This window comes from Yersinia sp. 2542 StPb PI (genome assembly GCF_048593855.1).
Lineage (GTDB): Bacteria > Pseudomonadota > Gammaproteobacteria > Enterobacterales > Enterobacteriaceae > Yersinia > Yersinia enterocolitica_E.
Map to the genome: position 1 here is coordinate 1 of NZ_JAZGQA010000199.1, position 7,566 is coordinate 7,566.

Here is a 7,566-nt window from a genome sequence, read left to right on the forward strand (position 1 = left end):
GCTATAACACATTTTCACCTCTATTAATCGCTGGAATAACAATATTCTATAATAATTCGACAACAGTATTTTCTTTCAACTATCCTATGTAACATGCTGTAATACATTCTAAGGACTTCATTTCATCATAATTCCATAATGAAAAATGGATGTTCGTGAAGTAGCTTTCCTTGATCATCAAACAAGTTGCTGGCTTAAGGGTTATATAATGTATAACGCATTTACAACACTACTGCGCCCGTTGCACCGGCACAGAATAACTTTATTAGCGCTATTAATTTCCGGCCTTTCAGTTAATCCAGTTTTGGCAGATACACAGTATGATTCGTTAATCATCCAAGCCAGATCAGGAGATACCGCGCCGGTCCTTGACTACTTACAAAAAGAATCCAAATCTGGCCCTCTCAATAGTGGGCAGGTAGACGACTGGCTACAAATAGCCGGTTGGGCAGGGCGTGATCAAGAGGTTATTGACGTTTACGAAAGATACCACTCTTCAATGAATCTCTCTTCGCGGGGCTTAGCGTCCGCAGCGCGTGCATATCGCAATGAAAAACGTTGGGATCAGGCGTTGGCATTGTGGCAAAGCAGTTTAAAGAAAGACCCAACCAACCCAGATCTTATCACTGGCATGATAATGACTCAGGCGGATTCCGGGCGCGGTGGTGAAGCTTTACAGCAGGCGAAAGACCTGGCTGCGCGTGACCCTTCTGCAAAAAACTATATGACCCTCTCTTATCTTAATCGGGCAACCAACCGCAATTACGATGCTTTGCAGGCCTCGAGTGAGGCGGTACGACTGGCACCGGAATCTGAGGAAGTATTAAAAAATCACCTCGAGATTCTGCAAAGAAACCGTATTGCCGATCCTGCGTTGCAGCTTGCCAAAGAGAATCCAAAATTAGTGACCGCAGAGCAATATCGGCAACTTGAGCGAGATGCTGCAGCGGAACAAGTCCGTATGGCGGTACTACCAACACGCAGCGAGACGGAGCGATTTTATATTGCTGATCAAGCGTTGGCTGATTATCAGGATTTGTTAGCCCGCTGGAGCAAAGATCCCGAAGCGCAGGCCGATTATCAACGTGCTCGTATCGATAGATTAGGCGCGTTATTGGTTCGCCGTAATACCGAACAACTCATTAAAGAATATGAAAGCATGGAAGCCGAAGGCTACAAAATGCCGGATTATGCACGTCGCTGGGCGGCATCTGCTTATATCGATCGCCGGATGCCAGAAAAAGCAGCACCGATCTTGACCAGTTTGTATTACGCCGATGGCAAAACATTCCGCAATAGCGATGATTTGCTTGATGCAGATGATCTCTATTATTCGTTGAATGAAAGTGAACAATTGGATAAGGCACATCAATTCGCTAAAAACTATAGCGAACAAACGCCGTATCAGGTTGGCGTTTATGGTCTGCCAGGTAAAGAGCCGAATGATGACTGGATGGAAGGGCAGACTCTGCTGGTTCAATCCCTGGTAGCACTCAATGATCTGCCTGCGGCGCAGAAAAAACTGGAAACGCTATCCAGTACTGCTCCTGCTAACCAGAATTTACGTATTGCTCTGGCCGGTATCTATTTGGCAAAAGATTTACCACGTAAATCTGAACAAGAATTGAAAGCAGTAGAGTCATTGGCACCACGCAGTCTTATTCTGGAACGTGCACAAGCTGAAACTGCGATGGATTTGCAGGAATGGCATCAGATGGAGTTACTCACTGATGATGTGATTACCCGTTCTCCTGAAGATGTTCCCTCGCAGGAGCTCGATCGTCAGCGCAAAGTGCATAACATGTATGAATTGCGTGTAACCGGGAATCGAACTATTTCTTCCAACAGCCCAATCAGTGGTAACAAGGATTTTGGCATTGAAACGTTGCTGTATAGCCCCCCGATAGCTGAAAACTGGCGGGTATTCGGTGGTGGCAGCTACGACAATGCGCAATTTGAAGAAGGAAAAGGCATTAATCGTGCTACGCGGTTAGGGGGCGAGTGGACATCCCGTGACCATTGGGTTGAGGCTGAAGTGAATAATCAGAATTACGGTTTTGGTAACAAAACCGGTGCTCGGTTATCGACTTGGTACGATTTTAATGATCACTGGCGAGTTGGTGGGCAGGTTGAGAGACTGGCCAAAGATACCCCATTGCGCGCATTAAAAAATAATATATCCGCTAACAGTGCGTCAGCGTATGTGTTCTGGAAAGCCGATGATCGGCGTGACGCTGAAATTAGCGTGACACCGTCACGTTTCTCTGACGGCAACAACCGTTGGGAATATGAGTTCAACGGACGCCAACGTGTCTGGACGGGCCCTTACCTGACGGCAGATCTTAGCTTAGGGTTAGCGTCGAGCCATAACACCAAAGAAGACGTGATTTACTATAACCCGAAAAGTGATTTCACTTACGTCCCTGCCATTACCTTAAACCACATTATGTATCGCCACTATAAAACCGTCTGGAGCCAACAAATTCAGCTCGGTGTTGGCGGTTATTGGGAGAAAAACTTCGGTAATGGTCTGGTAACCACGGCAGGTTATGGGCAACGCATTCAATGGAATGATGTCGTGGATACTGGGATAGCAGTGACCTACGATAAGCGCCCCTATGATGGTGTCCGTGAGCACGATCTCTCGCTCGCTTTCGATTTGAATTACCGTTTCTAAGGGATCAGCGCCATGGCGAAGATACTATTTTTTATACGAATACTTGTAGTAGGAATGATAACGGTGCTGGCCTCGGTGTGTTATGCAGAGAAACTGGTATTCGTTCCACCCGCTGAGCGGGCATTGCCGCTAAGTGAAAGGCCGTGGCAAAAAAATACCTTTGTGGTTATTGCTTATCACGACGTTGAAGATGAATCCGCAGACCAACGCTATCTGTCAGTAAGAAGCAGCGCATTAAGTGAACAATTGGCCTGGCTAAAGGACAATCGTTACAACGTGGTGTCTGTTGATCAGATTTTAGCGGCCCGTAATGGTGGCGCACCGCTGCCTAATAAAGCCATTTTACTGACCTTTGACGATGGGTACAGTAGTTTTTATAACCGTGTTTACCCATTGTTAGAAGCCAATAAATTGAGTGCAGTACTGGCTCCAGTGGGGACTTGGATCGATACGCCACCGAATAAGAAGGTGGATTTCGGTGGTTTAAGTACTGATCGCGATCGTTTTCTTACCTGGAAACAGATCAGTGAAATGGCTAAATCAAAACTGATTGAAATAGGTGCACATACTTACGCTTCCCATTACGGCGTGATAGCAAACCCGCAAGGGAATACCGAACCGGCAGCAGCCAACTTGATTTATGACCCTAAAACGAAAAAATATGAAACTGAAGCGGCTTTCAAGCAGCGGATGGAAAAAGACGTTACCTTGATAACTCAGCGTCTTATTCAGGCAACGGGCAAGCAACCGAGAGTCTGGGTTTGGCCATACGGTGCAGCCAATGGAACCGTGTTAAATATCTTACGCCAACACGGTTACCAGATGGCTATGACACTGGAACCCGGTATTGGTAACGTCAATGATCTGATGAATATACCGCGTATCTTGATCAGTAATAATCCGTCGTTGAAAGACTTTGCCCAGTTGGTTACCTCTGTGCAGGAAAAAGACATCATGCGGGTGGCGCATGTTGACCTGGATTATCTCTACGATCCAGACCCGGTACAGGAAAAGGAAAATCTCGACAAACTGGTACAACGGATTTCTGATTTACGCGTTACCACGGTGTTCCTGCAAGCATTTTCTGATCCGAAAGGGGATGGCAATATTCGTCAGGTATACTTCCCTAACCGTTGGATACCGATGCGCCAGGACCTGTTTAACCGCGTTGCCTGGCAACTAGCATCACGCCCTGATGTGGATGTTTATGCCTGGATGCCGGTGTTGGCATTTGAGATGGACCCGTCGTTACCGCGGATTAAGCGTATTGACCCAAAAACAGGTAAAACCAGTATCGATCCGGATCAATATCGTCGCCTATCGCCATTTAACCCGGAAGTCAGACAGCGCATCATTGATATTTATCGCGATATGGCCTATAGCGCACCGATTGACGGGATTCTCTATCATGACGACGCGGTAATGTCTGATTTTGAAGATGCATCGCCGGATGCTATCCGTGCGTATGAGAAAGCCGGTTTCCCAGGTTCGATTGCTACCATACGTCAAGACCCGGAAACCATGGCCCGCTGGACGCGATATAAGAGTAAATATCTGGTTGATTTTACTAATGAGTTAACACGCCAGGTGCGTGATATCCGTGGTCCACAAGTAAAATCCGCCCGTAATATATTTGCTATGCCGATCTTAGAACCGGAAAGTGAAGCATGGTTTGCGCAGAATCTTGATGATTTCCTGGCTAACTATGATTGGGTTGCCCCGATGGCAATGCCGCTAATGGAGAAGGTGCCGTTATCAGAGTCTAATGAGTGGCTATCGCAATTAGTTAATAAAGTTGCACAGCGCCCTGGGGCCCTGAATAAAACCGTATTTGAACTGCAATCGAAGGACTGGACCAAGCCTGAGGGCAGCAATGCCATCAGCGGCCCGATACTGGCGGGATGGATGCGCCAGTTGCAGTTAAATGGCGCGCAAAATTTTGGTTACTATCCGGATAACTTTATCACTGGCGAACCACCGCTAAAAGATGTCCGCCCTGTGCTATCTTCTGCCTGGTACCCTTTATATGATCGATAGAATTATTGCGTTACTCATCCTATGCCTGGTACTGAGTATACCTGCGGGTATGATCCTGCTCTTTACCGGTGATGTGTTGCTGAATTTTGTTTTCTTCTATCCGCTCTTTATGTCCGGTATTTGGATAACCGGTGGTGTCTATTTTTGGCTACGCCGAGAAAGACACTGGCCGTGGGGCGATGATGTGCCCGCACCGGAGCTAAAAGGTAATCCGTTAGTGTCTATTTTAATCCCTTGTTTTAATGAGGGAGAGAATGCGCGGGAAACCATTCACGCGGCATTGGCACAGACTTACACCAATATTGAAGTGATCGCCATTAACGATGGCTCCAGTGATGATACTGCACAAGTGCTGGATGGCCTGTTGGCTGAGGACTCGCGATTACGTGTTATTCATCTGGCTCATAATCAGGGTAAAGCTATTGCTCTGCGTATGGGAGCAGCAGCGGCACGTAGTGAATATCTGGTATGTATCGATGGTGATGCCTTACTGGACAGCAAAGCGGTGCCTTATTTGGTCGCGCCGCTGATTGCGAATCCACGCACGGGTGCGGTTACCGGTAACCCGCGAATCCGTACGCGCTCAACGTTGGTTGGCCGTGTGCAGGTTGGTGAGTTCTCTTCTATCATCGGTCTGATTAAACGGACACAACGTGTCTATGGTCAAGTTTTCACCGTCTCTGGTGTGGTTGCTGCGTTCCGTCGCCGAGCACTGGCGGATGTGGGCTACTGGAGCCCGGACATGATCACGGAAGACATCGATATCAGTTGGAAATTACAAATCAGGCACTGGTCAGTATTCTTTGAGCCTCGCGGTTTGTGCTGGATTTTGATGCCGGAAACCTTACGTGGTCTGTGGAAGCAACGTTTGCGTTGGGCGCAGGGCGGGGCTGAAGTTTTCCTGAAAAATATGTTTAAGCTGTGGCGCTGGCGTAATCGCCGCATGTGGTTACTGTTTCTTGAATATTCACTGTCGATAACCTGGGCGTTCACTTACCTGTTCAGTATTATCCTGTTCCTACTGGGATTGGTTATTACTTTACCGCCAGGTATCCATGTACAAACAGTCTTCCCACCGGCCTTTACCGGGATGGTACTGGCGTTGACTTGCTTGATGCAGTTTGCGATAAGCTTGGTCATTGAACGGCGCTATGAGCCTAAACTGGGTAGTTCACTGTTTTGGATTATCTGGTATCCCATGGTCTACTGGATGCTGAGCTTGTTCACCACAGTGGTTTCGTTCCCCAAAGTCATGCTCAATACCAAGCGTAAACGTGCGCGTTGGGTTAGCCCTGACCGTGGGATCGGGAGGGTTAAACCATGAGTGCACCTCTTATTCACACTGAACAGCGGCTGATACCCCGCTGGATCGACATTATTATCACGGCATTGGCCTGGATAGGTTTTATCTTTCTGTTCGTGAAAGGTTTTCTCGACATGATTGGCAGAGCGCCGAATATGGGGCCGATTCCGTTCAGAATGTATATTATTAGTGGCCTGACAACCTTGGCATTGTATGCGGCGATTGCGGCATTCAATGCCGTGGTAATCATCATCTGGGCTAAATACAATCAGGTGCGTTTTCAGGTAGAACGTCGTGGGCATCGACCCCATCTGAATGATGATGAGTTGGCTAGCAGTATGGAGCTTTCAGCGGAGATGGTGGCTCAGCTTCAAGCGGGTTCCTGCCTCACGTTATATAATGATGAACATGGGCAATTGCTGGACGTCAAAGAAGGGCTACAGCTTCCCACCGTTGCACCGGTAGTTAATTTACGCCGGGGGTGATGGGCCATCATCTCTGAATACCTGATAGTAAGTCATTCTGTACTTATATCGGGTATTCAGACCCTGCCTGCTATTATTTCAGCTATTCCCCGCCCAAAAACGTCACTTTGTTTTGCCATTCTTGCCTTATATATTGCTATGATTTGGCAGGGATTACCGCGTGTGAAATCATTGAGTATCGTAATAATTGATATTCCTCTGCCAGTTGTATTTAAAAGGAGCATACAGTGAAGCAAAACCATTTTGGGCAAACTATCGGCACTGAATTACCGCATTGGCAATCAGCGCAGCAACCTCAGCGTGAGATTTTACCCGGCCATTTTTGCTATCTCGCGCCAGTGAATGCAGACAAGCATGAAACGTCGTTATATCAGGCGTATCACATGGCGAAAGAGGCAGATGACTGGACTTATTTTTATTGTGAACGACCTGAAAATGAAGCTGATTTTCATCACTATCTGCAAACCCTGATCAATGCACCGGGGGCTGTCCACTATACGGTTATTGATGCACAAACGGGCCTTGCATTGGGGACGGTTGGTTTACAGCGAATTGATGAGAATAATGGTGTTATCGAGATAGGTTCAGTGAATTGGTCGCCACGTTTAAAACGTAACTCAGCAGGGACGGAGGCAATATATTTACTATTACATTATGTCTTCGATAAATTAGGCTATCGGCGCTGTGAGTGGAAATGCGATTCATTGAATGAACCCTCAAACTCTGCTGCGTCTCGTTTTGGTTTTCAGTATGAAGGCCAATTTCGTCAGGCGATTGTGACTAAAGGGCGCAATAGAGACACCAATTGGTATTCCATAACTGATCGTGAATGGCCATTAATTAAGCAGGCATTTAATGATTGGCTGGCTCTGGAGAACTTTGATAGTGAAGGCCGACAAATAGCACGTTTACAGGATTTAAGAATCAGCCGTTAGACAGGATCTGGTTAATTACATTTGAGTTTATTCTATTGTATTAATGATGTTTTTTTATTTTCGTCTTTACTTATAACCCAAATAAAAAGGGTAAAGGCGAAATTACGAAGCTCGTTTGATGCACGGAGT

At 46.8% G+C, this 7,566-nt stretch carries 5 protein-coding genes; all 5 read left to right on the forward strand.

The window, feature by feature from the left end; translation table 11 throughout:
* Positions 1-208 precede the first annotated feature (208 nt).
* The 5 genes from pgaA to V1952_RS18240 all read left to right on the forward strand — a co-directional run bounded on the left by pgaA (position 209) and on the right by V1952_RS18240 (position 7,437).
* Positions 209-2,677 carry a poly-beta-1,6 N-acetyl-D-glucosamine export porin PgaA gene (pgaA, locus tag V1952_RS18220; protein ID WP_372558849.1) on the forward strand — a complete coding sequence of 823 codons (2,469 nt, stop codon included), beginning with the start codon at positions 209-211 and terminating at the stop codon, positions 2,675-2,677.
* Positions 2,678-2,689: 12 nt separating this feature from the next.
* Positions 2,690-4,714, forward strand: a complete 2,025-nt coding sequence (gene pgaB, locus V1952_RS18225; protein ID WP_420075273.1) for a poly-beta-1,6-N-acetyl-D-glucosamine N-deacetylase PgaB — start codon at positions 2,690-2,692, stop codon at positions 4,712-4,714.
* Complete coding sequence (gene pgaC / locus V1952_RS18230; protein ID WP_083159063.1) at positions 4,704-6,038, forward strand: poly-beta-1,6-N-acetyl-D-glucosamine synthase; 1,335 nt, start codon at positions 4,704-4,706, stop codon at positions 6,036-6,038. Before pgaB ends, pgaC begins: the two co-directional genes overlap by 11 nt.
* Positions 6,035-6,502 carry a poly-beta-1,6-N-acetyl-D-glucosamine biosynthesis protein PgaD gene (pgaD, locus tag V1952_RS18235; RefSeq protein WP_372558851.1) on the forward strand — a complete coding sequence of 156 codons (468 nt, stop codon included), beginning with the start codon at positions 6,035-6,037 and terminating at the stop codon, positions 6,500-6,502. The genes pgaC and pgaD overlap by 4 nt, the downstream gene beginning before the upstream one ends.
* A gap of 227 nt (positions 6,503-6,729) precedes the next feature.
* Positions 6,730-7,437 (forward strand): GNAT family N-acetyltransferase, encoded by a 708-nt coding sequence (locus V1952_RS18240; RefSeq protein WP_372558852.1) that lies wholly within the window; start codon positions 6,730-6,732, stop codon positions 7,435-7,437.
* Positions 7,438-7,566: the final 129 nt, after the last annotated feature.